At 59.4% G+C, this 26,049-nt stretch carries 26 protein-coding genes and 1 pseudogene; 15 read left to right on the top strand and 12 right to left on the bottom strand.

Annotation, left to right across the window (positions count from 1 at the left end):
* Positions 1-23: 23 nt before the first annotated feature.
* Positions 24-869 (bottom strand): tetratricopeptide repeat protein, encoded by an 846-nt coding sequence (locus AB8A50_RS27810; protein WP_439079615.1) that lies wholly within the window; start codon positions 867-869, stop codon positions 24-26.
* A gap of 479 nt (positions 870-1,348) precedes the next feature.
* On the opposite strand from AB8A50_RS27810, the gene AB8A50_RS27815 reads away from it, so the two are divergent.
* The 5 genes from AB8A50_RS27815 to AB8A50_RS27835 all read left to right on the top strand — a co-directional run bounded on the left by AB8A50_RS27815 (position 1,349) and on the right by AB8A50_RS27835 (position 5,992).
* Complete coding sequence (locus AB8A50_RS27815) at positions 1,349-2,293, top strand: helix-turn-helix domain-containing protein (RefSeq protein WP_439079616.1); 945 nt, start codon at positions 1,349-1,351, stop codon at positions 2,291-2,293.
* Positions 2,294-2,394: 101 nt separating this feature from the next.
* Positions 2,395-2,724, top strand: a complete 330-nt coding sequence (locus AB8A50_RS27820; protein ID WP_139285859.1) for a hypothetical protein — start codon at positions 2,395-2,397, stop codon at positions 2,722-2,724.
* 122 nt (positions 2,725-2,846) lie between these two features.
* Positions 2,847-4,052 carry an NAD(P)/FAD-dependent oxidoreductase gene (locus tag AB8A50_RS27825; protein ID WP_439079617.1) on the top strand — a complete coding sequence of 402 codons (1,206 nt, stop codon included), beginning with the start codon at positions 2,847-2,849 and terminating at the stop codon, positions 4,050-4,052.
* Between the two features lie 139 nt (positions 4,053-4,191).
* On the top strand, positions 4,192-5,109 hold the full coding sequence (locus tag AB8A50_RS27830; RefSeq protein ID WP_439080046.1) for an MBL fold metallo-hydrolase: 918 nt from the start codon (positions 4,192-4,194) through the stop codon (positions 5,107-5,109).
* 136 nt (positions 5,110-5,245) lie between these two features.
* Positions 5,246-5,992 carry an SDR family NAD(P)-dependent oxidoreductase gene (locus tag AB8A50_RS27835; protein ID WP_439079618.1) on the top strand — a complete coding sequence of 249 codons (747 nt, stop codon included), beginning with the start codon at positions 5,246-5,248 and terminating at the stop codon, positions 5,990-5,992.
* Positions 5,993-6,114: 122 nt separating this feature from the next.
* Here the strand turns inward: AB8A50_RS27835 and AB8A50_RS27840 are convergent, their stop codons facing one another.
* The 9 genes from AB8A50_RS27840 to AB8A50_RS27880 form a co-directional block, all read right to left on the bottom strand.
* Positions 6,115-7,170 (bottom strand): ABC transporter substrate-binding protein, encoded by a 1,056-nt coding sequence (locus AB8A50_RS27840; protein ID WP_093759258.1) that lies wholly within the window; start codon positions 7,168-7,170, stop codon positions 6,115-6,117.
* Between the two features lie 2 nt (positions 7,171-7,172).
* A complete protein-coding gene (locus AB8A50_RS27845; RefSeq protein WP_439079619.1) occupies positions 7,173-7,505 on the bottom strand; it encodes a hypothetical protein in 333 nt (110 codons plus the stop codon).
* Entirely contained in the window at positions 7,502-8,260 is a 759-nt protein-coding gene (locus tag AB8A50_RS27850) for an ABC transporter ATP-binding protein (RefSeq protein WP_439079620.1), read from the bottom strand. Before AB8A50_RS27850 ends, AB8A50_RS27845 begins: the two co-directional genes overlap by 4 nt.
* Positions 8,257-9,063 carry an ABC transporter permease gene (locus AB8A50_RS27855; protein WP_439079621.1) on the bottom strand — a complete coding sequence of 269 codons (807 nt, stop codon included), beginning with the start codon at positions 9,061-9,063 and terminating at the stop codon, positions 8,257-8,259. Before AB8A50_RS27855 ends, AB8A50_RS27850 begins: the two co-directional genes overlap by 4 nt.
* Positions 9,060-9,881, bottom strand: coding sequence for an ABC transporter permease (locus AB8A50_RS27860; protein WP_439079622.1), 822 nt, complete (start codon positions 9,879-9,881; stop codon positions 9,060-9,062). The genes AB8A50_RS27855 and AB8A50_RS27860 overlap by 4 nt, the downstream gene beginning before the upstream one ends.
* Before the next feature lie 115 nt (positions 9,882-9,996).
* Positions 9,997-10,773: an SDR family NAD(P)-dependent oxidoreductase gene (locus AB8A50_RS27865; protein WP_439079623.1), complete on the bottom strand. Its 777-nt coding sequence runs from the start codon at positions 10,771-10,773 to the stop codon at positions 9,997-9,999.
* On the bottom strand, positions 10,773-11,270 hold the full coding sequence (locus AB8A50_RS27870; protein WP_439079624.1) for a 2,4'-dihydroxyacetophenone dioxygenase family protein: 498 nt from the start codon (positions 11,268-11,270) through the stop codon (positions 10,773-10,775). The genes AB8A50_RS27865 and AB8A50_RS27870 overlap by 1 nt, the downstream gene beginning before the upstream one ends.
* Entirely contained in the window at positions 11,260-12,060 is an 801-nt protein-coding gene (locus AB8A50_RS27875; protein WP_439079625.1) for a FadR/GntR family transcriptional regulator, read from the bottom strand. Before AB8A50_RS27875 ends, AB8A50_RS27870 begins: the two co-directional genes overlap by 11 nt.
* Before the next feature lie 61 nt (positions 12,061-12,121).
* Positions 12,122-12,322 carry a hypothetical protein gene (locus AB8A50_RS27880; protein WP_439079626.1) on the bottom strand — a complete coding sequence of 67 codons (201 nt, stop codon included), beginning with the start codon at positions 12,320-12,322 and terminating at the stop codon, positions 12,122-12,124.
* A gap of 37 nt (positions 12,323-12,359) precedes the next feature.
* Between AB8A50_RS27880 and AB8A50_RS27885 the strand changes: the two genes are divergently transcribed.
* Positions 12,360-12,545, top strand: coding sequence for a hypothetical protein (locus AB8A50_RS27885; RefSeq protein ID WP_170849737.1), 186 nt, complete (start codon positions 12,360-12,362; stop codon positions 12,543-12,545).
* A gap of 369 nt (positions 12,546-12,914) precedes the next feature.
* Here the strand turns inward: AB8A50_RS27885 and AB8A50_RS27890 are convergent, their stop codons facing one another.
* Positions 12,915-14,312: a DUF1254 domain-containing protein gene (locus tag AB8A50_RS27890; RefSeq protein WP_439079627.1), complete on the bottom strand. Its 1,398-nt coding sequence runs from the start codon at positions 14,310-14,312 to the stop codon at positions 12,915-12,917.
* A 197-nt stretch (positions 14,313-14,509) separates the two neighbouring features.
* Here AB8A50_RS27890 and AB8A50_RS27895 point away from each other — a divergent pair.
* A pseudogene (locus tag AB8A50_RS27895) lies at positions 14,510-15,135 on the top strand (IS5 family transposase); the annotation flags it as partial.
* A gap of 7 nt (positions 15,136-15,142) precedes the next feature.
* On the opposite strand, the gene AB8A50_RS27900 reads toward AB8A50_RS27895, so the two are convergent.
* Positions 15,143-16,063 (bottom strand): alpha/beta hydrolase, encoded by a 921-nt coding sequence (locus tag AB8A50_RS27900; protein ID WP_439079628.1) that lies wholly within the window; start codon positions 16,061-16,063, stop codon positions 15,143-15,145.
* A gap of 212 nt (positions 16,064-16,275) precedes the next feature.
* On the opposite strand from AB8A50_RS27900, the gene AB8A50_RS27905 reads away from it, so the two are divergent.
* The 8 genes from AB8A50_RS27905 (at position 16,276) to AB8A50_RS27940 (ending at position 25,981) form a co-directional block, all read left to right on the top strand.
* The gene (locus tag AB8A50_RS27905) at positions 16,276-17,337 is read left to right on the top strand and encodes a class I SAM-dependent methyltransferase (protein WP_439080047.1); all 1,062 of its coding nucleotides are present in this window, start codon (positions 16,276-16,278) and stop codon (positions 17,335-17,337) included.
* A 31-nt stretch (positions 17,338-17,368) separates the two neighbouring features.
* Positions 17,369-17,710 (top strand): hypothetical protein, encoded by a 342-nt coding sequence (locus AB8A50_RS27910; RefSeq protein ID WP_439079629.1) that lies wholly within the window; start codon positions 17,369-17,371, stop codon positions 17,708-17,710.
* A gap of 549 nt (positions 17,711-18,259) precedes the next feature.
* On the top strand, positions 18,260-19,669 hold the full coding sequence (locus AB8A50_RS27915; protein ID WP_120288671.1) for a calcium-binding protein: 1,410 nt from the start codon (positions 18,260-18,262) through the stop codon (positions 19,667-19,669).
* A 128-nt stretch (positions 19,670-19,797) separates the two neighbouring features.
* Positions 19,798-21,468, top strand: a complete 1,671-nt coding sequence (locus AB8A50_RS27920; RefSeq protein ID WP_184513951.1) for a type I secretion system permease/ATPase — start codon at positions 19,798-19,800, stop codon at positions 21,466-21,468.
* A gap of 11 nt (positions 21,469-21,479) precedes the next feature.
* Positions 21,480-22,826, top strand: a complete 1,347-nt coding sequence (locus AB8A50_RS27925) for an HlyD family type I secretion periplasmic adaptor subunit (RefSeq protein WP_231077868.1) — start codon at positions 21,480-21,482, stop codon at positions 22,824-22,826.
* 45 nt (positions 22,827-22,871) lie between these two features.
* Positions 22,872-24,008, top strand: coding sequence for a helix-turn-helix transcriptional regulator (locus AB8A50_RS27930; protein ID WP_439079630.1), 1,137 nt, complete (start codon positions 22,872-22,874; stop codon positions 24,006-24,008).
* 46 nt (positions 24,009-24,054) lie between these two features.
* Positions 24,055-25,053 (top strand): M23 family metallopeptidase, encoded by a 999-nt coding sequence (locus tag AB8A50_RS27935; RefSeq protein ID WP_439079631.1) that lies wholly within the window; start codon positions 24,055-24,057, stop codon positions 25,051-25,053.
* Between the two features lie 610 nt (positions 25,054-25,663).
* Positions 25,664-25,981, top strand: coding sequence for a hypothetical protein (locus AB8A50_RS27940; RefSeq protein ID WP_439079632.1), 318 nt, complete (start codon positions 25,664-25,666; stop codon positions 25,979-25,981).
* Positions 25,982-26,049 lie beyond the last annotated feature (68 nt).

A 26,049-nucleotide genomic window follows, 5' to 3' on the forward strand; every position in this document is an offset into this window, starting at 1 on the left:
CAAGCCATGTCAGCGCCGCCCCGTCATATTGCGCTCAATTCTTTCGATACGCGCTTCAGAGCCTTCTGGCCGTCCGGATCGGACGGAGCGAGTTGAGCGTGCATCTTGAAGTCAGCCAATGCCTCTTTCAGACTGCGTTTCATCTCCCGCGCCATGCCGCGGTTGTAATAGGCTTTGGTATCTTTCGGATCGAGCTGGATCGCCTGGTTGAAGTCCGCGATGGCCCGGTCGAAATCGCCTTTGGCGCCCCAGGCGTTGCCGCGGTTGACGTAGGCAGCCCCATATTTCGGATCGAGCTGGATCGCCTGATCGTAGTCCGCGATGGCCCGATCGAGGTCACTTTTGCCCCTCCAGGCGCTGCCGCGGTTGTAGTAGGCTTCAGCATCTTTCGGATCGAGTTGGATCGCCTGGTCGAAGTCCACGATGGCCCGGTCGAAGTCGCCCTTGGCGCCCCAGGCGCTGCCGCGGTTGGCGTAGGCGTAGCCATATTTCGGATCGAGCCGGATCGCTTGGTTATAGTCTGCGATGGCCCGATCGAATTTTCCGCTGTGGTACCAAGCGTTGCCGCGACTGTTGTAGGCAGACGGATAGGTCGGATCGATCCGCATCGACTCGTTGTAATCCGCCATGGCGCGGGTGAGGTCGCCCTGTGCCCGGTACGCCCCGCCGCGACGCGCATAGACCCGCGCGAGGCTTCGCCCCGTGTATTGGCGCGAGTCGATGGCGCGCGAGCACCCCGCGACCGCGAGGTCATCTGATAGCTTTACGCAGGAATCCCACTCGTCTGCGGCAGCCACGCGCGGCGACCCGGCGAGAAGCACCACGGCCATGCAGGCGAACAACCGGTATGTTGAGAAGCGCATCTGCATCGCATGTGGTCTCCGCACGTTGTCCGGAGCAGCCGGGATACCCGACCGCCATTCCTCGGACGCTCATTTGTCCCTTGGTCGGGGTCGCAGATCAAATAGTTCATCAGCGATGATTGGATCCTCGGTTTCCGCTTCGGGTCATTGTTCGAGACCGGAAAGAGCAGCAGATCGAACGGCTTCGGTCCAGCAGCGACGAGTTCGGGCGCCTCGCTTGAGCTCGGGCTGATCGGCGTCCAGGCAATCATTTTTGAATGAAAACTGCACGTACGCGTGTCGATTGCACAAGAAGCCAAGGAAAACTCAACGGCAATTCAAGGTGCCTACAAGGCTTTCCGGCCCGTCCGCGCGCATTCTGGCAGTGCTTTCAGGAGCAAGGCCACGGATGGCCCGAACAATCGGAGGAAAGTCATGAGGATTATCGTCATGGGCGGTACGGGTCTCATCGGACGCACACGAACCCTTGCTGCGGGTGCACGTCCATGACCAAGCGTCACGATCGTCCGAATAACCCGGCAGCCGCATCAGAGGCGCCCCAGGAAACTCCGTCCCATGCCGAGCGGCCTTCTGCCGGTGCGGAGATGTCCCGCGTGCTCGGGACCACACCATTTCATATGGCTTTGGATTCCTCCGGTGCCGGAATCACCCACTGGAAACATGAGCCATTGCACGACGTCGTCGAGCCCATGACCCATCACGTCATCATGGCTTACAACGGTTCGATGCAGCGCATGGAGCGGCGGTCGGGAAGATCGGTTGCGATTGGAACGTTTCGCCCCGGTGTTGTGATCATCATTCCAGAAGGATCAAGCTCCCGATGGGATATTCCGAAACCTGTTGATGTCGTTCAGCTCTATCTTCCGCACAGAATACTCGAGCGCGTTGCCCACGAAGCCGACATCGCCGCTCCTGGCGACCTTCTGGAGCGAACGGCGCATCCCGATCCCATCACATCGCGGTTGCTCATAAGTGCGGCGGACGTCCTGGAGGGCAATGCGGCCCTGGATGCCCTGTTCAGGCAGCAAGTGACGGATCTTCTGGCCACGCGCCTACTGGCTGCGCACACCGGCGCGCCAACCACGTTCCAGCAGACCATGGGCGGGCTGGCGCCGAAGACGCTGCTACGTGCCATCGAACGTTTGCGCTCGGACAGCGATACGGACGTCTCTCTTTCCGCCCTGGCCTCGGATGCCGGCCTGTCGCGCTTTCACTTCTGCCGCGCTTTCAAGGAAAGCACCGGGCTTTCGCCACATGCCTGGTTGCGCCAACACCGGCTCGAGCAGGCCATGAACATGCTGCGCGACACCGACGCATCGGTCGTGTCGGTGGCAGCGGCGCTTGGCTATGCCTCGCAGACAGCCTTCGCAGCGGCGTTCAGGAAGCTGACCGGCGAAAGTCCAAGCGATTGGCGCCGACGGACGCGTTAGCCGCAATCTCTCGACAGGTACGTCAATCGCTCTGGGGCAGTTGCAGATCCGATCGGCTAGATCATCACCGTGCCCACGCCAATAACGGACGGAGACAGACAATGGCCTGGAAGACCTTCGTCGACCCACTTGCAATGATACCGCGACGGAGGGTCGTCACGAGCTCTCTGATATATGGACTTTCACTGACCATTCGACTGACGACATCGACGGGCGAAGAGGCCGAGAAGCCAGCGCAGCCCGCCCAAGACAGCACCCCCTCGTTGTCCATCATCGTGAGCGATGACATCCAGGCTTTGAACGACCGGCCGCTGACGTTCGCACAGCCGATCATCTTTCATCGTGACCGGCCGCTGGTTCCGCGAATCTGCCGCGCCGAATGTGAACGTCCCATGCAACTGGCGTCGATGCTGGACTGTACCCCTCCATAGGGGCTCACCTCGTCGTTTCCCGTCTTCGCGTCATCGTTGATCGCAACAAATTTGCCGCAGGTGAGAAGCGGCGGCGGTGACGCGCGTACTGCCGAGCAACTTAAACCCAAGGAGAACATCACATGCGAATAGTCATCATAGGCGCCGGCTTCGCCGGCATGTACGCCGCATTGTCCGCAGCCCGCCTGCGCGACATCAAGGGCGTTTCGCCCGAAGAGCTCGAGATCGCACTGGTCGCACCCGAGCCGACACTGGTCATTCGGCCGCGGCTCTATGAGCCGAAGCCCGAAACCTTGACGGCGCCTTTGCTGGATGTCCTCAAGGCCGTCGACGTCGTCTATATCAAAGGCAGCGCCGAGACGATCGACACCGCATCCCGCATCGTGCAGGTCGCGACCGCCAACAATAAGCGACAGTCGCTCTCCTATGATCGGCTGGTCGTGGCGACCGGAAGCCGGTTGTTCCGTCCGAATATTCCCGGCCTCGCGGAGCATGGTTTCAGCGTCGACAATCTCGACGATGCGATCGCGCTCGACAAGCATCTGCATGGCCTGGCCGATCGGCCGGCATCGAACGGACGCGACACCATCGTCGTAGCCGGCGGCGGCTTCACGGGAATCGAAGCCGCGACCGAAATCCCGGCACGCCTTCGCGCGATCCTCGGCAAGGACGCCCGGCCGCGCGTCATCATTGTCGAACGAAACAGTGCGATCGCCCCCGATATGGGCGAGGGTCCACGTCCCATCATCGAGGAAGCGCTGCGCAAGCTCGGTGTGGAGACAAGACTCGGTGCCGGTGTTGCCTCGCTGGATGCATCCGGGATCACACTGTCCGACGGCGAACGTATCGAAACCGAGACGGTGATCTGGGCAGCAGGCATTCGCGCCGCGCCGCTGACCACGCAGATCCCCGCCGAGCGCGACAATTTCGGCCGGCTGCTGGTTGACCGCGATTTGCGCGTACCCTCGGTGCCGGGCGTCTTTGCCACGGGCGATGCCGCCAGAGCGGCCAGCGACGATGTCGGTAACTACGCGCTGATGTCGTGCCAGCATGCGACGCGGATGGGCGCCTTTGCCGGCAACAATGCCGCCGCCGAATTATTGCGCATGGCGACCAGGCCATATCACCAGAAGGGCTACGTCACCTGTCTCGACCTCGGCGAAGCCGGCGCACTGTTCACGCGCGGCTGGGATCGCAAGGTCGAGATGGTTGGCGACGTCGCCAAGAAGACCAAGAAGGAAATCAACACCGTCTGGATTTATCCGCCGAAGCCCGAGCGTGCCGCCGCTCTCGCCTCGGCCGATCCGGAGCATGTGACCGAAGTCTAGCCGCTCCACACAAGAAAGAACCGCGCTCCATGCAGGAGCGCGGCCAGCTCTCACGATCAACCAGGAGGACCCACAGATGACACAGACGATTCAAGCCGCTCGGAAAAATACCCAGCAAAATACCCAGAAGGAGAAACACATGAACCTTGATACGACATCAGCCCCCGTCAAGTCGGGGCGTAACGAACTGGTCCCCTCGCGCTATGCAGTGAAGATCGGCGACATCGACGTGCTGGTGGTCAGCGATGGCGTGTTGCCACTCCCAACCTCCATGTTGGGACATAACGCAGACCCCGCCGTCCGGGCCGCCTGGATGCGCGACATGTTCCTGCCGCCGGACGCTTTCGACTGGCCACTGAACGTGGTCGTGGTGCAGAGCGGCGAGCAGACCATTCTTGTCGACGCCGGGCTGGGATTGGACCCGGACCTGCATTTGCCGCGGGCCGGACAACTGATCCAGCGATTGGCCGCTGCCGAGATCGATCTTGCATGCGTCACCGATATCGTGCTGACGCACTTGCATATGGACCATATCGGCGGACTTCTCGTCGAAGGGGTGAAGGATCAACTACGTTCGGATCTGCGGATCCACGTCGCTGCCGCCGAGGTCGAATTCTGGAAAGCGCCCGATTTCTCTCACACCCAAATGCCGCCGGGATTCCCGGACGCGCTGCGGGCAACCGCCAAGCGGTTTATGGCCGAATATGGAAAGCATTTTCGGACATTCACGGACGAGCACGAACTGGCGCCGGGAGTCATCGTGCGTCGGACCGGCGGCCACACGCCCGGACACAGTGTTGTCCGCCTGGCATCCGGCGGTGACGCGCTAACCTTCGCCGGCGACGCCGTGTTCACGGTCGGGTTTGACCAACCCGATTGGCACAACGGTTTCGAGCACGACCCCGAGGAGGCAGCGCGCGTTCGGACCCGTCTGTTGCGGGAGCTGGCGGCAACAGGCGAATTGTTGGTCGCGACTCATCTGCCATTCCCGTCCGCCGGCCACGTGGCGATCGATGGCGACGCGTTTCGCTGGGTTCCGATCGTCTGGGACTACTGATCGCTAGTCGGATGAGGACCGGGGCGCGCCCGCGTGGCGTTCATGCGCGCGCGCCCCGGTTATAGCAGTGCGGATTCAGATGGACTGCAGAGTAGTGGGGCCAAGCCGCGTCATCTTGGCAAGAAGGAGATTGAAAATGCAGAGTGAAAAGGTCGTGATTGTAACGGGCGGCAGCTCCGGCATAGGGAAGGCGGCGGCGCTGCGCTTCGCAAGGGAAGGCAACAAGGTATTCGTGACCGGCCGCCGTCCCGGCCCTATCGAAGAAACGATTGCCGAGCATGCGAACATAGCCGGCATGGTGGCGGATGCAGCCTCCGCCGAAGATGCCAAGCGCACAATCGCCAAGACGGTCGATCTTTGGGGCAGGGTTGATGCCCTGGTCAACAACGCGGGCGCAGGTGCCATCCTTCCGCTGGCAGATGCGACAGCCGATCGGATCATGGACATTTTCTCCGTCAATGTGCTCGGCCCAAGTCTCCTTGCCGCCGCTGTGCTTCCTCACCTAAAGGCAACACGGGGCACGATCGTTAATGTCTCGAGCACTTTCGGTCACAAGCCGGTGGCTGGACTGTCTCATTACGCCGCCAGCAAGGCGGCTTTGGAGCATTTGACCCGCTGCTGGGCGCTGGAGCTTGCACCACTCGGCATACGCGTGAACGCCGTGGCGGCAGGACCTACGGAATCGGGCGCGCTGACGGGCATGATGGGGCTCTCCCTGGAACAGGCTGCGGCAATCAAGGAACAGGAGCGGGCGCGCATACCGCTCGGGCGGCGCGGCGTTCCTGACGACCTGGCGGAATGGGTCGTGAGGCTTTCAAGTCCCGCTTCGGAATGGATGACGGGCCAGGTTGTTGCTGTTGATGGCGGCCTGGGACTGGCTTAGTTGCCGTTGACGTTGCGGGTAAAAGTGAGCCAGTCGCAAAGCACGACGCTGCTAGCTAGTGTTTTCGAATGATGCATCGATGAGAAAAGGCGGTCCACAATTGGGCAGACCGCCTCCTTTATTCATGGCTTGAACGTGAAGTCCGGTCCGAGCGCGACGTCCGCCGGAATGGGTGGTAGATCGGCGAATAGTTCGGGATGCTTCTTCATGACGTTCAGCATCGGCTTGGCGTCGATGTTCTTGTTGACGTCGAATGTCGCCTTCAGCACGCCCAGCCGCTGAAGCCGGTCCTGCGCGCTCCAGAGTGCCTTGTAGCTATTTGCCGAAAGACGTCGATCAAGTTGCTGGACATTGAATTCCATCGCGGCTTCGGCGATCTCTGGCTTCAGGCCGGGAATCCAGCGGGTGCCGATCTGCGCGGCGGCCTTGGGATTTTTGCGCATCCACTGGTCGGCCTGTGAGGTCGCGGCCAGGAATTTCTCCGTCGATTCCGGATTTTTCTCGACCCAGGACCGAAGCGAGACGACATAGCCGAGATAGGCGATGACATCGCCGCCGCGGATCACTTCGAAGGCACCGGGGACGTCCTTCTGCGCGATGATCGGCCACGGATCCCAGCCGGAAAACGCATCGATGCCCTTGGCGAGCAGCGCGACCGTCATATCCGGCGGCGGCGTGTTGACCAGTTGGACGTCGTCGGGCTTGAGCCCGGCCTTTTCCAGCAGGGCCAGGATATAGAGATGGTTGATGGTGCCGAAGGAGGTCGCAATCTTCTTGCCCTTGAGGCTCTTGAGGTCGCCCTTGACGATGCCCGATCCCTCACGGGCAATGATCGCCATGGTCGCGTCCGAACCGGACTTGGTGGCGCTGCCGCTGTAATTGCCGAGCGCCACGAGATCCATGCCGCGTAGCACGGCGCCGATCATCGGAACGCCGACCTGCAGGATCTCCGTCTCGCCAGCCTGCAGCGCGTTCAGCGCATCAACGCCGGTTGCGTAGGGGCGCGCAATGGTGACATCGAGACCCTGCTTCTCGAAGTAACCGCGCTCCAGCGCCACCGGGATCGCCAGCATGTCGATGGCGCTGACCATGCCGACATTCAGTTTCGTCAATGTCTGCGATTGTGCGGGCACGCAGGCCAGCATCACGGCAGTTAAAGCCCATAATATGCGTTTCAAAATCAGTCCTCCTCCTTGATTGGCCCCACGCTCGTGACCCAGTAAGGCCGGGCAACCGCGTTGAGGTCCGTTCGTTTCACACCCCTTAGTCCGATGGAATGATCGTCGGCTCCGGCGATCCGCCCATACTTCTGAAACGCCAGAACGTGAAAACGCTCCGGCGTAAACGGCATATCGATCTGGATATTGACCTTGTCGGACGCGCCGGCGAGCTCCTTGGAAATCTTGCTCGGCGCCTCGATGCTCAGCCAGCCCTGAAACGCGGCCCACACGACAACGACAGCGAGCACCACACGCCCGCGTGTCGAACGAATGACATCTCGCGCGATGCTCATGCGGCCCGCACCATTTGCAGAACCTGCGCCGACAGACGCTTGAACGTTTCATCTTCGATCAGTTGATCCCAGACGCGCGGACGCGGAAGATCGACCTTGATCTGATCGAGCACGCGGCCCTTGGACAGCACGACAACGCGGTTCGCAAGAAACACGGCCTCGGCCACATCATGTGTGATGAAAATGACGGTCGGCTTGCGCTCCTGCCAGATACGCGTCAGCTCCTCCTGCAGTGTCATGCGGGTCTGCGCATCGACGCTGGCGAACGGCTCGTCCATTAGCAGCACGGCCGGATTGTTGGCCAGCGCGCGGACGACGCCGACGCGCTGCTGCATGCCGCCGGACAATTCGTTCGGGTAGCGATCCGCGGCATGCGAGAGACCGGCGAGCGCGAGATATTGCCGGGCAGTGCGGTCGCGCTCGTCCTTTGGTACGCCCCGCATCTTCGGGCCGAAGCCGACATTCTCCAGCACCGTCTTCCACGGGAAGAGGGCGAACGACTGGAAAACCACGCCGCGATCTGGACCCGGTCCCTTGACGAGATTGCCGTCAATCAGGATTTCACCGCCCGTATAGGGGATGAAGCCCGCGATCATGTTCAGGATCGTTGTTTTGCCGCAGCCGGAGGGACCAACGACGGAGACGAATTCACCCTGCTCGACATCAAGCGAGACATCCTGAACGGCGGTGACCTGCGATCCCGCATAGGGATCGAAATAGGTCTTGCGAAGATTTTTGAGCGACAGCGTTTTCATGACGTAACCAATCCCCACCGCTGGCCCGTTGCGCGCTCGATCGGCGCAAGGATCCAGGCATCGACGATGCACCAAAGAGTGCCGAGAACGATCATGCCGAGCAGGATCTCGACCGTTGAGCCGGCACGACGTGCATCGAACATCATGAATCCGATGCCGCTGGTGCCGACGATGATCTCCACCGCGATCAGCGCGCGCCAGCCATAGCCGAGGCCGTTGCGCAGGCCGGTAATGATATTCGGCAACGCACCGGGCAGCGTCACCTCCCACAACACTCGCATCGGCGAAGCGCCGAGGCTCTGCGCCGCACGGGCCAGATCGCGATGGACCGACTGCACGCCGAGCACGGTGCTCAGCACGATCGGAAACAGCACGGTGTAGACGATGACAAAGGTCATGGTGGTGAGGCCGAAGCCGAACCAGATCAGCAGGATCGGCAGCCACGCAATATCGCCGATGGCTTGAAAGAACAGCAGCACCGGCCAGCAGATGCGATGCGCGAGGCGGCTGGAGCCGATCAGGATGCCGAGCGGAATGCCCAGCGCGACGCCGATGGTTGCGCCGAACAGCAGCCGGATCAGACTGTCCTGCAGATAGTCCGGCAAAATTCCCTTGTAGGTGAGGGAGATGAACGACCGTATCACATCCACCGGCGCCGGGAAGAAGGCGCGCGGAAACATGCCTGAATTGGCGACAATGCTCCAGATCGCCACCACGGGAATAAACGGCACGATGGTCGCGATAATTGGCCACCGATGCGTCGTGCGCACGTAACCGCTCCAGAATTTCAGTGCAATGTTCATGCGCGCCTCACCAGTCCCCATCGCTCGATCGTCGCGCGTTCCAGCGGAACGAGCAGCAACCGGTCGATGAATAGCCACAACACGCCGATGACGATCATGCCGAGCACGATCACTTCGGTGCGATAGAAGTCACGGGCGACGAACAGCATGTAGCCAAGCCCGACATTGGTCGCGATCATCTCCGCCGCGATCAGGCCGCGCCACGCGAAGCCGAGCCCGGTGCGCACGCCCGTCACGATATTGGGTAGCGCACCCGGCAGCAGCACTTCGGTGAGCAAGGCCCATCGTCCGGCACCGAGCGAGGCGGCGGCATTGCGGATCGTCATCGGAGTGGTGGAGACACCGAGCAGCGTGTTGTAGGCGACCACAAAGAAGACGGCGTTGAAGATCACGAAGATGATGGCGCCGAAGCCGTAGCCGAACCACAACGTTGCGATCGGTATCCAGGCGATGCCGGCAAGCACCGAGAAGAAGCGAAACAGCGGCGTCAGGAACGCCGAGACCGCAGGGCTCACGCCCATGGCGACGCCAAGCGGAACAGCGACGAGTACGCCGAGAAACGTGCCCAATCCGACACGCAGCATGCTCGCGCCGATATGGTGGATGAGTGAGCCATCGCCGATCGCCGCAACCGCTGCTTCGGCCACCGAGCCGACCGACGGGAAAATCCGCGGATTGACGTTGAACAGCGGGACCACGATCGCCCAGATGGCGACGAGCACCAGCAAGGGCGCCACGAACAAGGCTGCGCCCACCAGCGAGTTCATGCCGCGCCAGGCGACGCGGGACCGCACTTTTTGACCGGGCGCAACGAGCACGCGACCTCCCTTTGACCAGCGTTCTGGCCGCTTTGTTTTTATCTGCGAGGCTCTCGGCTACGCAGTTTAGTACTCAAATCTCGTCTGCGAACGGCGGCACTTCGCCGCCGCCTGATCACGTCACGGCATATCCGCCGTCGATGACGAGGATCGTCCCCGTCACGAAAGAAGCCGTCGGCGAGCACAGATAGAGCACGCCCCCCAGAAGGTCCGACGGCTTGCCCCAACGGCCCAACGGCGTGCGTCCCAAAATGACCTGGCTACGTTCCGGGCTGGCTTGCAGATCGGTCGTCAACGGCGTGGCGATCCAGCCTGGCGCGATCGCGTTGACGCGAATGCCGTCATTCGCATAGGCGATCGCCAGCGATTTCGTCAGTTGTGCAATACCGCCTTTGCTGGCGGCATAACCGGGAACGAGACCGCCGCCGAAGAACGACAGCATGGATGCCAGATTGACGATCGCACCCTTGGAGCGTGCCAGCAGCGGCCTCGCGGCGGCGCAAATCCGCATGGTGCCGTTGAGATTGATATCGACCACCGACTGGAAAACCGCGGGGTCGAGTTCTTCGCTGCGACGAATGACGCCGGCGCAATTGACGATCACGTCGAGTTCGCCGAGCGAGCCGACAAGGGACTTGATCGCGCTGTCGTCGCGGACGTCGAGCTGATGCGACTGAGCCTCGCGCAGCACCGAATCCGAACGTGCCCGCTCGATCTCCGTAGCATTCACGCCAGTCGCGATGACCTCCGCGCCGGCCTCAACGAAGCCGCGCGCGAGGCCCGCGCCGATCCCTGACGTTCCGCCCGTCACCAGCACGCGTTTTCCCGCGTACCAGATCGACGCCCATGCGGCCGACGGCATCTCCTCGATCATGTTGGCACCGTCTGCCATCAGCGCACGAACTGATCGACGTAGTCACGGCCAAGGCCGACGGACTCGTAGTGGGCGCGGCACATATCGATCTTGGTGAAGACGTCCTCATAACCGACGTGCTTGTTGTTCTCATCGAGATACAGCATCGATCCCTGGATGTTGAAGAAGGTGATCATCTCGGAAACGTCCTCTGGGACGACCAGCGTGTGGATCTCACCCGGAGGCTCGAACACGTAGGAACCTTCCGTCGCCACCCACTGGTGTTCGCGGTAGAACCACTTGCCGCGCAACACGAAGCCATGCACCGGATTGGGATGCAGATGCCGCGATAATACGCCGGCGCGTCGCACGCGCAGCAGATTACACCACTGCCCTTGTCGTGTGTTCAGCATCAGCGGACGAAACCAGACATCCGGAGCCTGCGGCACCCAGACGCACTCATCCTCGGGAATAGCGACGACGGCGATTTCCGGTGATGCAAGGACGTGCGTCGATCCAATCATGTCACGATACATGGGGCTTCCTCTTTCTTTTTTTCGCCGTCGCGGTTGAGACCCGCGTTATGCCTTCAGGCGTCGCAGTCGCGCGACGCTTCGAGAGTTTGAATTGCGTGTAGCCAAGCACCTGTTCCATGGCGGTCTTGGCCTTCTTTGCATCGCCCGCGGAAATCGCGCGCGCAGCGGCCGCGTGGTTTGGCAGATTGTCTTCGAACCAGCCGGGGCTGCCGACCGCGACAAGAAATACCGCGCTCAGAATGGTATCGATGGCGCCGCGAAAACCCTGCAACACGGGGTTATGCGTCGCATCCAGAATGGCGAGGTGGAATGCCTTGTCTGCCTTGATGGCGCTTTCCTGATCGTGCGAGGTTTCCATGCCGACCAGCGCGGCTTCGATGCGCAACCTGTCCCGCTTGGTGCTCCGCGTTGCCGCGAGCGCGGCTGCCGCCGGCTCGATGATCAGGCGGACTTCCTGAATGGCCATCAGAAGATCGCGGTCCGGTTCGCCGCCGCCGACCAGCCATCCCAGCACATCGCGATCGAGCAGGCTCCAGTCGCGGCGCGGCAAGACGTGCGTACCGTAACGCGGACGCACGCTGACCATTCCTTTCGCAGCAAGGGTCTTGATCGCTTCCCGGATGACGCCGCGCCCGACACCGAAGCGCGCCTCCAATTCCGGCTCGGGGGGGAGGGTCGCGCCAATCGGGATAATGTCCTGCGCGATTTCGCAGCCGAGCGTGGTCAAGACCGAATTGATACGACCTGGCTTGCTTCCCCGCTCCAGCGATTTTGTAGGACTTCGTGCCACGAGTGTTCTTTCCCCGCTTGTTTGCTCAGTGGCCTATCTCACGTTTTCAGAGCGAATGCAATCATCCGATGTTTAACATCGGATGATTGATTTGCGGTGCACAATGCTTTGCCCGATCGCAATTCGAGTTTGAAATTCGTGGCAAAGCGGTGGCGATAGATGGCCGGCCCATGCCAGCGCGCGGCCGGTTGTTTTTTCCGGGAACGAGATTGGCTGTTCCACCGTTTTCAGAGACACCGGGCCGGTTCTGTTCCAGCAGCACCGGTTCTCCTTGGCTCGGGTAAATCAGGAGAGAGCAAATGATGTCCGAAACTCAAGTCCACACCATCGCTCGGCAGATGCTTGATCGGCACGGCGCCGTGGCCATCGCTCATGCCGCTCAGAATGCACTGACATGCGAGCAAAAAGGTCAGGTGGAAGAAGCCAACGAGTGGCGCCACGTGAAGGATGCCATGAAGATCATGCAAGGTCCGCATCAGAGCTGAGGTTGCGACGCCGCCTTGCAAATGCGCGTGGTACCGTCCGTAGCGTCGTGGCGGCAAAACAGAATGAACGGTTCTGCTCATCGCAGCGCCACCGATCGTCGATAAGAAAAAGCCCACACGTGCGTAGCTATCATTGGACAAATAATAAGCAAGCTTGGCCAACGACCGCTTTGCGCCAAAGGCGGACGGCTTTGTTGCCGGTCGTTATCGTACCCTGATATTTACGAACGCAGACGACTGGGTCGCAATCCTTGCGCAGCCCCTACGGAACTAGGGCGCATACTCATGAACGCTGGCGATGTCCGCTTTGCGCTGATAGCGACCGCTTTGTGCAGCCGCAGCAGATGACGCGCTGGGCCGATAGCAGACTTACGGTACTCGCTTTACTCCCGGCAGTCGGTACGAACCGTCCAAGATGGGGGTTTGTGCCCCGTACAGCCGCATCGTCAAATTGAAGTTGACAGCGGGAGCAGGTAGCCAGTTCGATTGCTTGTCCGGGCCGGGATTATCTTTTTGGATGTAGATTGTAATCGAACCGTCGCCCCCCTTCTTCAATCCATCAGTCGTGCTGCCAATGCTGTAGCGCTTGAATTCATTCTCGATGAAGAACTCCTTCTCGTCGTACATGTTGAGGTTCCAGAACACCGACACTGGCGGGATTTTGTCTTTGTCGAACTGAAGGACGTATTTGTTCGCGCCAGAGAGCGCAGCGCCCTGATCGTCTACGCGGGTGTTTGGATAGAGAATTTCCTCTGGTACGTTTGCCCCCGTCAGGTTCGCCGCCATGGCTGCACGCAAGGCGTAGTCGAAACCGGCTCGACCCCCACCCATCGTGTAGCGCCAGCCCCTGACGTTCTCAGCCGCATTCGCGTAGGTGTCCTCGATGATCGCCGTTGCTGTCGTCGCTGCTCGTGCGAGACCACGCTTGGTTGGCTCGTCGAGACTCTGCCAATCAAATCCGTTTGCGACACTGAGGCCGATCCGGTGAGCAGCGGCAACATCGGCGTCGCCGAAGTCGTCACTGCGCGACAGAAACGTCTTCATGCCGAAGCCAATCGTCTCGAACATGCGAAGAGCTTCGGGGGCCGTTGGCTTGAGCTCAAAACGCGCGTACTCGTATTGGTTCGGGACTTCAAATCGCAGGCCCTGCTTCTCGAACACCGATAGCGGCAGCGCCAGGAAACCTGCCTGAACCTCGCGAGCCGCAGGTAGGTCGGCGTCACCATTGACGAACACACGGTTGGCGATCACGCCCAGTTGCGTACGGACCTTGATCTGCTTAATGCCCGAAGGTATTGCGCCGTGGAAGTCCGGCCCAGTGAGGAGAAACAACCCGGGTTCCGGTCCTTTACTGCCGCCGATGTTGTAGACGACCTGATCATAGTAGTCGCCGATCTGGACGATGTACCAGCGGCTCTGGCTGAGAGTAGGAACGCGAATGACAACCGGTTCGCTGCCGAGATCAGCACAGGCATAGCCGTCGATTGAGACATTGTTTGGCGTGTTGACAAACTTGTCGGCGGCGGTCTTCAGATTTGGGAACTTGCGGAAGTAGTTTAGCCCGACAGCGCCAGCCTTGAGCCCAGCATAGAGCGTGTGGACGTTGTCTACGAAAGGACGCCCCCAGATCGCTGTTTGAATACCGATAGCGTAAGCGTGCTCTTCGCGCGCTTGATCGGCTGGCATTTTATTTGGTGGAGTTTGTGCAAGAGCGGGAACCGTCAAAAGGCAATGGAAAAGGAGGGCCGAGATTGCCAACTGTCGCATGGGAATGCTCCCGTTTTGACGTAAAACGTAGGTGAATTGTGCGGCAGGTCAACGTCCGGTTTGGGGCATTTTCGACGATTTGGGCGGGGATGCCCAGATGGTTGATGCCCGCTTCCGTCCGTAAGCGCCGCAGCAGGGGCCGGCGTTGCACTGGGCCAGATCGCCGTGATTCAACTCCAAAACTGGGGGGACGAATCATGCGCTACGAACTCGCCAACTATGAATGGACCGCCATTAAGCCGATGCTGCCGAATAAGCCACGAGGCGTTCCGCGGTTGAACGACCGCCGCGTCCTCGATGGCATCTTCTGGGTTTTGCGATCAGGAGCACCTTGGCGTGATCTGCCGAAAGCGTTTGGCCCGTACACCACTTGTTATAGCCGCTTCGTCAGGTGGCGGCGAGCTGGCGTCTGGGGCCGTATCATAGACGGGCTGGCCGCTGCTCACGATGCCGCTGTCCAGATGATCGACACCTCCATCGTCCGCGTGCATTAGCATGGAGCCTGCATCAACCGGAACCGGCGTTAATCGATAGGAAGGTCTCGTGGCGGCTTGACGAGCAAGATTCACGCATTGGTCGATAGCAATGGTCTGCCGGTGTCGCTGGCGTTGAGCCCCGCTGAAGCGCACGACGTTAGACTTCCCAGAAAACTGCTGTCTCGACTGAAATGCGGCTCAATGCTGCTTGCTGACCGTGGCTATGATGCGGTTTGGATCAGAGAGCTTGCCACGAAAAAGGGCGCGTGGGCCACATCCCGCCGAAGAGCAATCGCACCGATCCGATCGGCTTCAGCCTCTACCTCTATCGCGCCCGCAACCGGGTCAATTAGGCTATGGCTGCGCCTTTATGAGTCCACGTCCTAGATCAGACAATCGATGCTTGATGAATTGTCCAGCTGACCTGAGCGCCAACCTTGCGTCTGTAAGACCGCCATTCCACAGAGGCCATGCATGGATCATGTCGGGCCATACCTCCAACGTCGTCGCGACGTCGGCTATCGCGGCAGCCTCCGCGAAACGCGTCGAGTCTGCGAGCAAAGTTTCGGCTGACCCGACCTGAATGAGTGTTGGTGGAAATCCGATGAGGTCCGAGAACAGCGGAGACAGAAACGGGCTCCTGCGGTCGAGCGATGCCGGAGCAAAGGCGTCAGCCAGTTCCTCGAGGTAGCCACGGTGGATGATCGGATCGATCTGATCCTTGCTTTGCAGCGTCGTCCCGGACATTGAAAGATCGGTCCAGGGCGAAATAAGCCAAGCGCATGCCGGCGACTCTTCATTGGCTCCGCGCAAGGCGTTGATCAGGGTAATTGTAAGATTGCCGCCAGCGCTGTCACCGGCAACTACTATATTGCCGGCGTCTATGCCCTGCTGGCGCAGATATCGCCAAGCGCTCATCGCGTCGTCGTGAGCGGCAGGAAACGGGTTTTCCGGCGCGAGCCGATAGTCAATCGCCAGGGTGCTTATGCCAGCAGCCCGCCCTGCCTCTGTCACGAGGCGTCGATGACTGAGGATTGATCCCGAACAAAAACCGCCGCCATGAAAATACAGAAGCACGCTCGTCGTATCTGCCCCCGGTGAGAAGGACCATTCCCCCGCGACATTTCCGCAATCGACAGTCCGCAACGCGACATCGTCGGCCACCGGCCAGATCGACCCGACTTCATCAAGTCGCTGCCGGCGCTGATCCCACCCGACCGGGCGGGGCTTTGACAACAGTACCGCGCGAATATTCGCAATCCCACTTTCGGCCAAGGATACTTTCCCCCGAAAATTCGTGAAAATTGAGCGGCAATTTCAAAACTTCGCAGAAGCAAGTCTAGAGGGAACGCGGGGATTGCGCCAGCAGCGGACAATTCCGCATAATTCTGAATCTGACATCGCGTGGCGCTCGGCTCCCACTTGTAATTCGCCAGTCGTGCTTAACTAGAACGAGGGCTGTTCTTCACAAAGTGGAGGATGCTGCAATGCGTGAACCAAATCCTGAAAAGCTGAACGCACTCGTAGGAAAGCTGGTCAACGACCTCGGCATTTCACTGGGCGGTGCCAGTATACTGCTCGGCGATCGTCTTGGCCTCTACAAGGCAATGGCGGATGGAGATATCTTCACGCCTTCAGCGCTTGCCAAGAAGACCGGTCTGCATGAGCGTTATGTCCGCGAGTGGCTCTCCGGCCAGGCCGCCTCTGGTTACATCGATTACCACCCTGAAAAGAACGCGTTCTCGCTCTCGGCCGAACAAGCGATGGCATTCGCCGAGGAGGGGTCGCCAGCTTTCTTCGCCGGTGCATTCGATGTCGTGCAGTCCACCTATCTCGACGAACCCAAGGTCGCCGAAGCATTTCGAACAGGAAAGGGCGTCGGTTGGCATGAGCATTCGAAGTGCCTTTTCTCGGGCACCGAACGCTTCTTCAGGCCGGGCTATAACGCCAATCTGGTCTCAAACTGGATTCCGACGCTCGAAGGCGTCGAAGCCAAGCTGAAAGCGGGCGCCAAGGTGGCCGATGTCGGATGCGGCCACGGCGCCTCGACCATCGTGATGGCCCAGGCGTATCCCAAATCCAGGTTCTTCGGGTTTGATTACCACAAGCCTTCGATCGATCGCGCGAAGGTCCTGGCCCAGGAAGCGGGGGTCGGAGACCGAATTGAATTCGCGCAGGCCAGTGCCAAGGATTTTCCGGCAAAAGACTACGATCTCGTCGCTTTCTTCGATTGCCTGCATGACATGGGCGACCCCGTTGGTGCGGGCAAGCATGTCAAGGAAACACTGGCCAAAGACGGGTCGTGGATGATCGTCGAGCCATTTGCTCATGACAATCTCAAGGATAATCTCAACCCGATCGGGTCCATTTTCTATCACGCCTCGACATTCATTTGTACACCTGCGTCGCTCTCTCAGGAGGTGGGCTTGGGGCTCGGTGCCCAGGCAGGTGAAAGCAAATTGCGTCAGGTCGCGACTGAGGCAGGATTCAAGCGCTTCCGCCGCGCGACTGAGACGCCCTTCAATATGATCTTCGAAGTGCGTTCCTGATCGATCAGATCAACGGTGCGGAGCGACCCGGATGCCGCGGGAAATGCGGCTTCTAGGGGCTGCGTCGCTCTGGATTGATGTCACCTGTCGACAGGAGCGCTGCAGATTCGAAAAGGAGCCGCTGCAAAAATCTCTCGAAAGTGTAGTTCAGAGTAAGTTGACCGCCACGAAGGTCTTGTCTCGCTCATGGCAAGCGGCCGACATCGTCCGTTACCGATTGTCGGTTTGGCGCAAGAAGCGGACGCGAGCTATCTTAATGTCGCAAGGGATTGCCGCATGCGTGAGCGGCTTCAAATCGACCAATTGGATACCCGGCACCGATGTTGCGGTCGAGCAGCTCGTCGATGTGCGACACGATGCCGATTACATGTGACACTCGTAGGATAAATCGATTCCAGGATAATATACTTGGGACGGGCGTTGCACATTGTTGGCGTTAAGCCAGTTTCACGCACATGAGCTTCGCGTCATCCTTCCTTTCTGCAAGACCTATTGAGACGATTAACGAGATTATGGCTGAAGTAGACGAAGGCTCTCGGCTCGATGGAGCAGTCGTCACGAGCCACGCGCGAGAGCACTCTGTAATCCGTAAGAATACCGTATAGTTAGAGTTCTGCTCTGCCCTTCATCTTCAGATTGCACGCTCGACGCGCTTAATCATGGCCTCAGAGCATTATTGTCGAACTTGAGTTACGGCAGCAGGGCTGTCCTTCAGATGAATCCTGAGCGAACATTTACGCAATAGCTTTCCCTATCACGCGCTGCATTTTGTCCCCACATGGGGATTGCGCAAAATTCGCTCGATCGACACGCTCGGTGTCAGCGATCTCCGGTTGTCGAGGGGATAGCTAGGATCATGCATCTATGTTCAGCGCGAAGCGTAGTCGCGTTAGAAGCGCGACATCATCATGGAGTGGCAATCATGGCACTGATCAATGGTACACCAGGTGACGACATTCTGGACGGAACCCCAGTTGCGGATACGATCAATGGGCTCCCGGGTAATGACACTCTCTCAGGCCTCGGCGGTGATGACACGATCAACGGTGGAGCCGGTAACGACTCGATCGATGGTGGCGTCGACAACGACACCTTGAACGGCAACGCGGGAGACGACTCCATTCTCGGAGGAGACGGAAACGACCAGATCAGTGGCGGCGCTGGCATTGATACGATCGACGGTGGCGCTGGAGATGATACGGCTAGCGGCGACGCGGGGGACGATACGATCAATGGCGGCTCAGGGAATGATGATCTCTCCGGCAACGCCGGGGCGGATACGATCGATGGCGGCGACGGAAATGACAACGTCGACGGCGGTGCTGGAAATGACGTTCTCTCGGGGGGCGCAGGCGATGATACACTCGCAGGCGCTGCTGGCGATGACACATTGAATGGTGGTGATGGTGCTGACGTCCTGTCTGGCGGGGTGGGCGATGATACCATCAATGGTGATGCCGGCGACGATACCCTGACCGGCGGGCTCGGCAATGACACGCTGGAAGGCGGCGACGGCAATGATACCGCCAGTGGCGGCCTAGGTGATGATACGGTGAATGGCGGTCTCGGTGATGACACACTGAATGGCGGTGCCGGTAACGACACCATGAACGGAGGCGATGGTATCGATACCCTCAATGGCGATGACGGGAACGATATCATGAACGGCGACGCCGGAAACGACACACTTAATGGTGGAGCGGGCGACGACGTCATGGATGGCGGTGCGGGTAACGACCTGCTGGCAGGTGACGCTGGTGACGACACAATCGAAGGCGGCGCTGGCGATGACGTCGCTAATGGTGGCGACGGGGCAGACGAACTGTCCGGCGGCACCGGCGTCGATACGTTAAACGGCGATGCAGGCGACGATACGCTTGCCGGCGGCAATGGAGCGGATGCGCTTGAAGGCGGCGACGGTGACGATACGCTGGCCGGCGGTGCAGGAAATGACACGCTCAACGGCGCAGCGGGCGACGATGAGCTGAGCGGCGGTAACGGCGCTGACGCGATGAACGGCGGTATCGGTGATGACGTGCTTACAGGAGGCGCCGGAACCGACGCGATCAACGCTGGCGATGGTACGGGCGCGGACTTCGGTGATGACGAAGTTACCGATCTTAGTTTCGCTGACGGTGACACCATCAGCATCGATGCGGCGCCTGGCTATGACCCGACAACGGTGGTCGTCGACGACGATGGTACCAATACCACGCTGGATTTCGGCTTCGGAACCATCACCCTCGATGGCATTACGGGCGGAGGAACCCCCTATGCCTCGATCGAGGACATAAATAACGCAGCGGGTTACACGGCTATCGAAGTTGTCTGATTATTGACGACGTAGGGCGGCACGTTGCCGCCCTACGCATTCTGCGCAATTAGGCAGTCACTATGCGTCTGGCTCACTCGGCCCGAGCAGAATCTGTTGTCAGCGCCGTTCCAGGGCGAACCACGCTCGTGTGGGTCGTCGTCTTCAGCGTGTCGGCCAACATCCTTCTGCTTGTGTTACCCTTCTACTCCATCGAGGTCTTCGACCGGGTCATCAGCAGCGGAAGCATCGAGACTCTCATCGGCCTGACCTCCCTCGGAATTGCGGCGTTGATCTTCAGCGCCTTCTTCGACGTCATTCGATTTCGATTGCTCAGCCGGTTCGCCGTCACCTTCGAACAGCGCGTCGCACCGCTCATCCTGGAGGCAACCATTGCCGATCCGGCGCGACGCCGCGAAGGCTCGACGCATGATCTGGTGAAAGTTCGGGAGCTACGGAACTTCTTTTCAGGCGGCGCTGTCATTACGTTGGTCGATGCCCCGTTTCTTCCCGTCTTCATACTTATCCTCTTTCTCATCCATCCCTACTACGGCGCTATTGCGCTGACTGGCGCGGTCGTTCTGTCGATCATGGGATATGTGAGTAGCTGTATTGCCCGGGCGGAGGTCAATGAAGCGAGCGGTGCAGCCGCACGTTGTCAGATGCTAATGGATGGCATCGTTCGACACGGCAACTTCATCAGGGCCATGGGCTGGACTGGAGGCGCCATCCGCGCCTTCATGCGCGCCAATGATGAGGCGTTATCTCCTGTCGTTCGCGCCAGCGAACGGGTCGCCGCGATCGCGTCGGCGGCACGCATGGTGAGGTCTACCCTGCAAGTTCTATCTATCGGATGTGGTGCCTGGCTTGTACTGCAAAACGAGGTACTCGCCGGCAGCCTGATCGCGAGCTCGATCATGGTCAGCCGAACCCTGCAACCGATGGAGAGCCTTATCTCTGCCTGGCGCGGGGTGACCGCGGCGCAGGAGGCATGGAAGCGCGTCAGCGCCGCGGCGACATGGGTGTTGAAGCAACCTCATCGGACCCGCCTCACTGCCCCAAATGGCTTACTGGAACTCAATGGTGTCGGCTTCACCATTCCGCAGGCGAGACGTTCGATCCTGAGAGGTATTGCCTTCCGATGCAGGCCCAGCGAGATCGTCGTGGTCGTTGGTCCGACCGGCGCGGGCAAGTCCACTCTCTTGCGGATGGCGGCCGCCTTGGAGAAGCCCAGCGTCGGTGAAATCCGGCTCGACAACGCGTTGCTGGAGAGCTGGCACCCCGATCAGCTCGGAAGCTACATCGGCTATCTTCCTCAGGATGTCGAATTGCTCGCCGGTACCGTTGCTGAAGCGATCTCGGGATTTGAGGAGAGTCCGCGCGACGAAGATATCGTCATGGCAGCAACTCTGGCTGGCGCGCATCAGATGATTCTGGCACTGCCGGCCGGGTATCAAACGCAGATCGGTCGCGACGGTCATCGCCTCTCTGGTGGCCAGCGACAGCGCATTGGCTTGGCACGAGCCTTCTTCGGCAACCGTAAACTGATACTGCTCGACGAGCCCAACGCAAATCTCGATCCGGATGGCGAGGCAGCGCTGTGCACTGCGATATTGAGCGCACGATCGCAGGGCGCAACCTTCCTGATCGTGACCCACCGGCCACGCCTCCTGACGATTGCGGATCACGTATTGCTGCTCCGCGACGGCACGCAGGTCGCCTTCGGTCCCGTTTCGGAAGTTCTACCCAGCAACACAGCGGGGCTCCCTTCACGCCGGGGTCCGCGTCAGCCCGACCGCCCGCAACTGCTATCTGGCTAGGAGCAGGAATTGTGACAACTCACGTCCACGAACTTTTACTCGGTGCAACGAGCAGCCACGAAATCCTGGAGAAACCCAGGTCCGATGCCCGACGACTCATAAAATGGGGAGCCTTCCTTTTAGCGATTCAATTCGGCGGATTCGGCCTTTGGGCTACATTCGTCCCGCTGCGCAGCGCCGTCATCGCTCCCGGTATCATAAAGGTCCAATCTAAGCGGAAGGCGGTGCAACATTTCGACGGTGGGATATTGAAGACCATTTATGTCCGCGAGAACGAGCAAGTCGAGGCCGGTCAGATCGTTGCAAAACTCGATACGACCCAAGTTGAGGGAAGCCTTGGCGTATTAGAGACAAAATTGTTTGCTGATCTCTCGCTGGATGCACGGTTACTCGCTGAACAAATGCAGTCCACCGCTATTTCATTTCCTGACGAATTACGGAATTCTCCTCGCCCCGAAGCAAAGACGGCAATTCAGACCCAGGAGACGGAGTTCGCGACGCGATCAAGTGCATTGACCGGCGAGCGGAAATTGATCGATCAGCAGACCCGACAACTCATGGAAACGGCCCATGGCCTCGAAAACAGCAGGACAAGCCTGCAAGAGCAACTTCAGTTTCTTCAGGAAGAAATACGAGATACAGCATCGCTATTGGAAAAAGGGCTCGCACGAAAGCCACGCGTACTTGCGTTGAAGAGGGCGGAAGCGGACATGCAGGCCCAACTCACGCGCAATCTGACCCAGCAAGCAGAAACACGCGGGAAAATCGCAGAACTCGTCGATCGTGGAAAACAGCTGGGTCTCAACCAAAGTCAGGATATCGCAAAACAGAGTCACGCAACGCGAGAATCGATCGGCGATCTCAGACATCGGATTGGCGCATTGCGTGAACAACTGGCGCGGACTGATTTACGCGCACCGGAGTCGGGACGGGTTGTTCGCCTCAACAGCAGGGAATTGAACACTGTGTTAGCGCCTCGAGAGACACTCATGGAGATCGTGCCCATCGAGGATCGCCTCGTCATCGAGGCATCCCTGCGGCCGCAGGATCGCGAGGAAGTCATGGCGGGGCAGAACGCTCGTATCCGCATCATTGCCCTCAACATTCGCCGCCGACCCATGCTGGAAGGCCAGGTGACTGCTGTCGCGGCGGATGCGTTCACTGACACGAAGAGCGGCGTCACATCCTACATGGCAGAAATTGATTTGCAGCGATCACCGGAGGTCGAACCTCATCTCACGACTTTGAAGCCCGGCCTTCCGGTCGAAGTCTTTGTTGAAACAGGCATAAGAACATTTGCGGAGTACTTAATTCAGCCGCTGCGCCTACGCGTCCACCGTGCCTTCCGGGAGAGTTGACGCCTTGGCGGAATATTGAACACACAAATTCTTTGGGAGGCATTTATGCAGCAAGGATACCAACAGGAAAACGACCGCTCTGACACCATCGGCTCACTGGCCTTCAGGCTTCGAGCTACTCCGGCGAATCCATTGCCCCGCTCCAGCCGCAACTCCAGTGCGCCACAAAACCTGTGGTTTGCGCGATCCTTAGCCCGACTGCTCGAATGCAAACGCTGCTACGCTGCGTTCTTGTCTCCAGAAGGAGATCTACTCGATCAGACTTCAGTTGGATTACCCGCGCCCAGTCCCGCATCGGAAGCGTTGGCGAGATCCATCTCGGAGACTTTCAACGGAGACGGCAATTTCATATATCAGTCGTCTACGTCGCCAAACGGGTTTGCACGCCGGCTGATCGGAACGCGCCCGGTCTACGGGCACCACTCGGTCATTGGACGTGTATGTACGGTCTCTGGGGATACTGCCATCTTTATTGCGGGATGGTGGCAGGTGCAGATTCCTGATGCAGAATTCGCTACCGCTAGGCGCGCGATCGAGCTCCTATGGGATGCGGTCGCTGATCTGACAAAGACCACACTGCAGTCTCATCAAATGTGGCTGGATGACATTGAGTCACCCGCCCTGACCATTGACGAAAATCTGATCGTTCGGAGCATGAACAGCGGGTTTCGGCGACTTGTCGGCGAAGGTGTCATCACTCTCGATGGTGGTACACTCTCGGGATCGACCCCCCTCATCACCACCCAGCTCAGGGACGCTGTTCGAGCCGCTATCATTCCGGATCCAAACCAAAAGAACGTCGGATCGACCGTGCTCATCTCGCAAGAGGAGCAGCGATTTTTGTTTGCTGTGATCGGTTCAATCCCTGGAAATACCGATCCCAATCTTGCTCTCATCTACGTTCCTCAATTCAATGAGGAGGCCGGTGCCCAGCGCATTGCTCTCGCGTTTGGCTTGAGTTGGGTGGAGGCGCGGATTGTTCGCTGTATTCTCCGCGGGCGCTGTCCACGCGCCATCGGATTGGAACTTGGTTTCACGGAAGAAACCGTACGGACTTACATCAAACGCGTCATGCTGAAAGTTGGAATCAATCGCCAATCGGAATTTTTCGTTCTGCACAGTCGAACATTCTCACCGTTCAAGTTGCGACAGCCCGGGGCACCCTACATCACCACATCTTAATCCATGTAAAATCGTGGAGTTCCCGCGGGCATCCAGACGTGATCAGATGGCGCATCGGCAACAGATTGGGATATTGTTAGCGCTGCCCCTCGTTATAGGAATATCGCACGCGGCGACTGCTGGAGATTTGATCATACCGTTATCGTGCGACATTGGTCGCACGTGTTTCATCCAGAATTACGTAGACATCGACGATAGTCCCTCGGCCAAGGACTACATGTGCGGGACATTGACCTATGACGGCCATAACGGCGTCGATTTTCGATTAACGTTACATGGCAGACAGCAGAAGCCGGTTCACGTCGTCGTAGCCGCCGAGGGCACGGTGCTGCGAACTCGCGATGGCCTAGCGGACAGCCCTGTGAAAGGCGACAGGCGCAATGCAGCCAAAGGAAATGAATGCGGCAATGGCGTTGTTGTCAGACATTCCGGAGATCGCGAAACCCAGTACTGCCATATGGCCAAAGACAGCATCTTGGTAAGAGCTGGAGATACAGTCCGCGCTGGCCAAGTTCTCGGTGCCGTCGGCATGTCGGGGCTAACTGAGTATCCGCATCTACACTTTATTGTGCGGCGAGAAGGGAAGGTCATCGATCCCTTTGGAACAGGCTTGATGCCTGGCGCTTGCGGCAGTCATACTGAAAGTGAATGGACGGACGATGCTCGGGTTCGTCTGGCCTATTCACCGCGCGCAGTCTTGAACTTCGGATTCGCTACCGAAGCGGTCACGAACGATATGATCGAGGTTGACGCTGTCTCTCAGCGCAAGCCAACTACGAAATCTGAAGCCCTTGTCGTTTATGTTCGGACAATTGGCTTGAAGACGGGCGACGAACAGTCACTGACGCTGCGCGATCCCGACGGCAGGATCATCGCCGAGAAGGGTCCAGTTGCAGTTGCGCAAAATCAGGCCCAGACGCTTCTCTTCATCGGAAAAAAGCGGTCCACCGAACCTTGGCCAGGCGGAGTATATTCCGCGACATATATCGTCGGGCGTAACGGCGCGCCGATGTTGAACCAGGTATTTCGTCATGATCTGCGTTAGCGGGTCCGTTTTCTATCACGCCTCTATATTCATCTGTACATCTGCGTCGCTCTCTCAGGAGGTGGCGGGTGCCTCCGAAGAATTCTGAAAATAATCCTTGACGCTGTTTCGAGGAGATTATATTCTCCTGCATCCCGTCCCACTTTGAGGGGCGTTGCCAGGGACGCTTGTTAGCGCGGGGCGGGATGTGGCGCCTGCGGGCGGGAGGGAGACGTTCCCTCACGCACTCGGGAGGCCTTGGGTCACCGTCCGGCCCCACTACGGGGGTCTGCCACTCATGCTGGCTGGACGTGGCATCGGTGAATGGCGGGAAACCGTCGGGATAAGCGGACTGCGGAGGTCTGCGCCTTTGCCCGGAAGAACGGTCCCGGGGACAGAAATCGCCACGATGGAGCGTCGAAAGGCGTTTCCGCGGCCTCTGCTGTCCGGCGATCCGGGACACTACGCTGCGGCACTGTTACCAAGTTGCGCCTTTCGGCGCTTCATCTCCCTCATTTTCGAGGGAGACCACCGGGACCGCCACGCACGCGCACAGGCGCGGGCAAGGACGGCGCGTGACCGTCACCCAAGTCACTCATATCCAGTCATCATCGTCACAACGGGAGTTCACATGATCATCTCGCAACACGACGCCTGGCATCTCGCGCAGCGCGCCAGGGACAAGAGCGACCTGGCGGCCAAGCGGCTGTCGGACATGATCGTCGCCGCCTGCATCGAAGAGATCGAGCGCGGTAATGCGAACATCCTGCGCACCCATCGCACTTGCATTATCAAGGCCTGTCATCGTGCACACCATTGCACAGGCAGCCGGCCGATCTGTCTTCTGTTTCAACGACGGCGGGTTCTGAATGCAGAGCAGCAGCAAGCGATGCTGGACGAAATGTATTGGCGCGTCCTGGAGGCGCTCATCGCCAGCGAGGCGGCGTGATGGATTTGTTAACCGGCATCGCGCGCTGCGGCAGCGCTACCGTGACACCGCTTGCGGGGTCCGTTAGT

This window comes from Tardiphaga sp. 841_E9_N1_2 (genome assembly GCF_051811065.1).
GTDB lineage: Bacteria > Pseudomonadota > Alphaproteobacteria > Rhizobiales > Xanthobacteraceae > Tardiphaga > Tardiphaga robiniae.

Excerpts from the sequence above, each read along its gene's own strand:
- AB8A50_RS27935 (WP_439079631.1), top strand. The coding sequence starts at position 24,055 with ATGGCGCATCGGCAACAGATTGGGATATTGTTAGCGCTGCCCCTCGTT.
- AB8A50_RS27940 (WP_439079632.1), top strand. The coding sequence starts at position 25,664 with ATGATCATCTCGCAACACGACGCCTGGCATCTCGCGCAGCGCGCCAGG.
- AB8A50_RS27835 (WP_439079618.1), top strand. The coding sequence starts at position 5,246 with ATGCAGAGTGAAAAGGTCGTGATTGTAACGGGCGGCAGCTCCGGCATA.
- AB8A50_RS27855 (WP_439079621.1), bottom strand. The coding sequence starts at position 9,063 with ATGAACATTGCACTGAAATTCTGGAGCGGTTACGTGCGCACGACGCAT.
- AB8A50_RS27830 (WP_439080046.1), top strand. The coding sequence starts at position 4,192 with ATGAACCTTGATACGACATCAGCCCCCGTCAAGTCGGGGCGTAACGAA.
- AB8A50_RS27815 (WP_439079616.1), top strand. The coding sequence starts at position 1,349 with ATGACCAAGCGTCACGATCGTCCGAATAACCCGGCAGCCGCATCAGAG.
- AB8A50_RS27890 (WP_439079627.1), bottom strand. The coding sequence starts at position 14,312 with ATGCGACAGTTGGCAATCTCGGCCCTCCTTTTCCATTGCCTTTTGACG.
- AB8A50_RS27915 (WP_120288671.1), top strand. The coding sequence starts at position 18,260 with ATGGCACTGATCAATGGTACACCAGGTGACGACATTCTGGACGGAACC.
- AB8A50_RS27870 (WP_439079624.1), bottom strand. The coding sequence starts at position 11,270 with ATGTATCGTGACATGATTGGATCGACGCACGTCCTTGCATCACCGGAA.
- AB8A50_RS27825 (WP_439079617.1), top strand. The coding sequence starts at position 2,847 with ATGCGAATAGTCATCATAGGCGCCGGCTTCGCCGGCATGTACGCCGCA.
- AB8A50_RS27910 (WP_439079629.1), top strand. The coding sequence starts at position 17,369 with ATGCCGCGGGAAATGCGGCTTCTAGGGGCTGCGTCGCTCTGGATTGAT.
- AB8A50_RS27865 (WP_439079623.1), bottom strand. The coding sequence starts at position 10,773 with ATGGCAGACGGTGCCAACATGATCGAGGAGATGCCGTCGGCCGCATGG.
- AB8A50_RS27845 (WP_439079619.1), bottom strand. The coding sequence starts at position 7,505 with ATGAGCATCGCGCGAGATGTCATTCGTTCGACACGCGGGCGTGTGGTG.
- AB8A50_RS27810 (WP_439079615.1), bottom strand. The coding sequence starts at position 869 with ATGCAGATGCGCTTCTCAACATACCGGTTGTTCGCCTGCATGGCCGTG.
- AB8A50_RS27820 (WP_139285859.1), top strand. The coding sequence starts at position 2,395 with ATGGCCTGGAAGACCTTCGTCGACCCACTTGCAATGATACCGCGACGG.
- AB8A50_RS27930 (WP_439079630.1), top strand. The coding sequence starts at position 22,872 with ATGCAGCAAGGATACCAACAGGAAAACGACCGCTCTGACACCATCGGC.
- AB8A50_RS27905 (WP_439080047.1), top strand. The coding sequence starts at position 16,276 with ATGCGTGAACCAAATCCTGAAAAGCTGAACGCACTCGTAGGAAAGCTG.
- AB8A50_RS27885 (WP_170849737.1), top strand. The coding sequence starts at position 12,360 with ATGATGTCCGAAACTCAAGTCCACACCATCGCTCGGCAGATGCTTGAT.
- AB8A50_RS27850 (WP_439079620.1), bottom strand. The coding sequence starts at position 8,260 with ATGAAAACGCTGTCGCTCAAAAATCTTCGCAAGACCTATTTCGATCCC.